This window comes from uncultured Fretibacterium sp. (assembly GCF_938040765.1).
Lineage (GTDB): Bacteria > Synergistota > Synergistia > Synergistales > Aminobacteriaceae > CAJPSE01.
Genome location: NZ_CALIAA010000115.1, coordinates 1 through 3,089, shown reverse-complemented (window position 1 = coordinate 3,089; position 3,089 = coordinate 1). Strand labels below are relative to the sequence as shown.

The window sequence follows — 3,089 nt, the reverse complement described above, 5'->3', positions numbered from 1 at the left end:
GGGCGCGGATACCCTGCCCCGTCCGGCGGTGTTTGGTCCCTTTGACATGAAAACGTTTCCTTTCCTGTTGCTGTTTGGAGGTTCTTGACTTAAGGTAGGGGTTGTTTTGAAGTTATTACAGGTGTAAAATTACTAACAGGTGTAAAAACAATCAAGTCCTTATTGACGCAGTATCTGTCGTGGACATATTGGTGCGTATTCTTTCAGGGCAAGCATTTAAGACGTGCATGCAAATCAGGGGAAATCTCAACTTTCGTTGAAGAAAGTAAAACCTTTTCGGTACATCATTTCCGAAGTCTAAGGAGCGGTGCAAGATGTCTTCGTGGTTTGATGAGCTGGTCAAAGGGAATCTCCCGACATTTGTGTTCAAGCTGGGGAAGCGGCTTTTGTTCGGGCCGTCTCCTGACTCTGGAGAGTGTCGAAGATGCAATGCTCTGCTCTGGCAGTGCCCCTACTGCCACATGGTGGGATGTCTGGAGAAGGGATGTACGAGAAGCTTGACGGCCGGCACCGGGTTTTGTGCCTGCGGCAAAACGACCCACCACGATTTCAAGGCGTTGCCCGGCGGCAGATGCACCGGTATCCGCATGTAGTGTACGGTGCAGCCCAGGACGCTGCCGATGCACCCAAAATAAAAGCATTCAAGAAAGGAGGTGAACCAGATGAGCTATAAGAAGCCGGAAGTGGTCGCCGAGAGCGAGAGGAAGAGTTCCTACGTCGCAGGCTGCCCGGAAAAGAACGTGGGTAATTGTAGGGATTGTGAGAGGACTCGGTAGTTTTGGGAGACCGGCCGGAGGCGCAGAAACCCGCCTCCGGTCTTCTTGGATGCGGCGGAGAGAAATCGAAGTTCAGGATGGAGGTTTTTGGGAATGCTCGTTTGTCTGGCCCGGGATTCCTTTGTACGGTCGTTCGGCGACGTGGGGTACATCACCAACCAGTTGACGCGTCAGGATCGCGTGTACGACGTGAACGGCAGGGTGTTTCTGGAGCGCCTAGGCCGCCGCCCCAAGACCGTGGAGGCGGTCGTGGGGGAGCTGGCCGGGGTGTATCCCTTCGCCGGTCCGGAGGAGCTCGAAAGAGACTTTGTGGAGTTCGCCGGCGGGCTCGAACGGGAGGGCTACGTGGTGTCGGGCCGGACGGAACGGGAGGTCGCCGCAAAAATGCCGGCCTTCAGCTATACCATAGCCGACGGAAAGACCCGGCCCAGGACGGAGTACGACCTCCAGCATCCGGCAAGGAGCACGGCCGATTTTTTCCAGTCCCTCTTCCGGAAGCGTCCCCAGATATTCTCCTTTCAGATAGAACTGACGAGCCGCTGCAACGAGAGGTGTCGGCACTGCTACCTGCCGGGGCCGAGGCCCCTTCACGACTTGGAGACGCCGCTCGTCATGGACGTGCTTGATCAGCTGGCGGAGATGGGAACCCTGGGGTTGACCCTCTCGGGCGGAGAGTGCCTTCTTCACAGGGATTTCATTCCGATCCTGCGGCATGCCAGGGAGCGGGACTTTTCCATATCCGTCCTGAGCAATGTCACCCTGTTGACCGACGAGCTTCTGGAAGCTCTCAGGGACGCAAACCTCAACCTTCTGCAGGTTTCGGTGTACAGCATGGACCCGTCGGAGCACGACTGGGTGACACAACTGCCCGGTTCTCACGCCAGGACGATTCAGGCTATCGAGCGCCTCATCGCGGCGGACGTCCCCGTCCAGATCAGCTGTCCCACGATGAAGAAGACCTATAAATCCTACCCTCGGGTCCTGGAGTGGGCCTACGAACACCGGATCAAGGGGTATACGGACTTCATCATGATGGCAAGGACGGACCATTCCACGGACAACCTGGACAACCGGCTCTCCTTTGAGGAGACGGAGGCCCTCCTGAAGGGGATCCTGGATGTGGACGTGGAGTACAAGGCCCTGCTGGAGTCCGCCGAGGACTTCACCGTGGACGAGGACTTGGCGTCTCAGCCGGTATGCGGCGCAGGGACGGATTCCATGTGTATGGCCGCCAACGGGGATTTTTATCCCTGCTCCGGCTTCCAGGGGTACCCTCTCGGGAATGCCTATCACCAGACCGTGCGCGATGTCTGGGAAAACTCCGAGGCGATTCAACGCCTGCGCGCCATTCGGTGGAGCGAATTTCAACAGTGCCTGACCTGCGAGGCCAAGCCCTTTTGCGCCATGTGCATGGTACGGAACTTCAACGAGACCGGCGACATTTTCTCCGTGAGCCGTCATTTCTGCGACGTCGCATTTCTGAACAAGCGCCTTGCGGAGGAATATCGTCTGAGGCACAGATCCCAGTGTCCGGTATAACACCTCTTTTGGGGGACGTTCATGTTCATGTCGGTCATTTTAATGACGGGCTTTATTTTTCCCCCAGCCAAGTTGTGGGTGACATGAGGGCTTTGGGAGTAAAGCGGTGGGTTGTCTCCTCAACTTCGACCGGCAACATCCCCTTCCCGCTTGTCCGTAAAGAAATAGAGGATACCCTTGAACTGAGCGAGGGTGAGGCCCTGCCTTTTCTATGGGTACGGCCTGAAATGCTGATGCGGTCCCGAGATCTGGGGCGCTATTTTTTCTGCGGATTCTGGGGATTTAAGGTTCACGGTTACCAGGGGTGGAATCCTGACGGCAGGGCTCTGCGGCGTGTTTTTGCAATCGCTGCGGAGAGGGGACTTCCCGTTATGTTGCACACTGGAGGTCGCCCCTGGTGCGAGGCAGGCGTTTACCGAAAAATCTGTCTGGAGTTTGGAACGGTGCCGACGATTTTGGCGCACGGGCGCCCAGTGGAGCAGACGATTGAAGTCATGCGGGACTGCCCCAACGTCTACACCGACACAGCGTTCATGCCGGTCAAGGACATCGTTTGTCTGCAAAAAAACGGTCTGCTCTCTCGGACTCTTTTCGGATCGGATTTCCCGGTCATGAAGCTTTTCTTCAAGACTCCTGTGCGACTCTATTACAGACGGCGTGTTCAGGCAGTTTCAAAAGCGATTGGGCAGGATGCCTTTCATGAAATAGCCTGGGAAAATATTAATTTTTTCTGTAAATAATGATGTTAGGCGAAAAGGAGGAAACGTTATGAAG

At 55.8% G+C, this 3,089-nt stretch carries 2 protein-coding genes; both read left to right on the top strand.

Annotation, left to right across the window (positions count from 1 at the left end; all coding sequences use genetic code 11):
• Positions 1-869: 869 nt before the first annotated feature.
• Complete coding sequence (locus Q0176_RS04205; protein ID WP_299299544.1) at positions 870-2,315, top strand: radical SAM protein; 1,446 nt, start codon at positions 870-872, stop codon at positions 2,313-2,315.
• Entirely contained in the window at positions 2,303-3,055 is a 753-nt protein-coding gene (locus Q0176_RS04200; protein WP_299299542.1) for an amidohydrolase family protein, read from the top strand. Before Q0176_RS04205 ends, Q0176_RS04200 begins: the two co-directional genes overlap by 13 nt.
• Positions 3,056-3,089 lie beyond the last annotated feature (34 nt).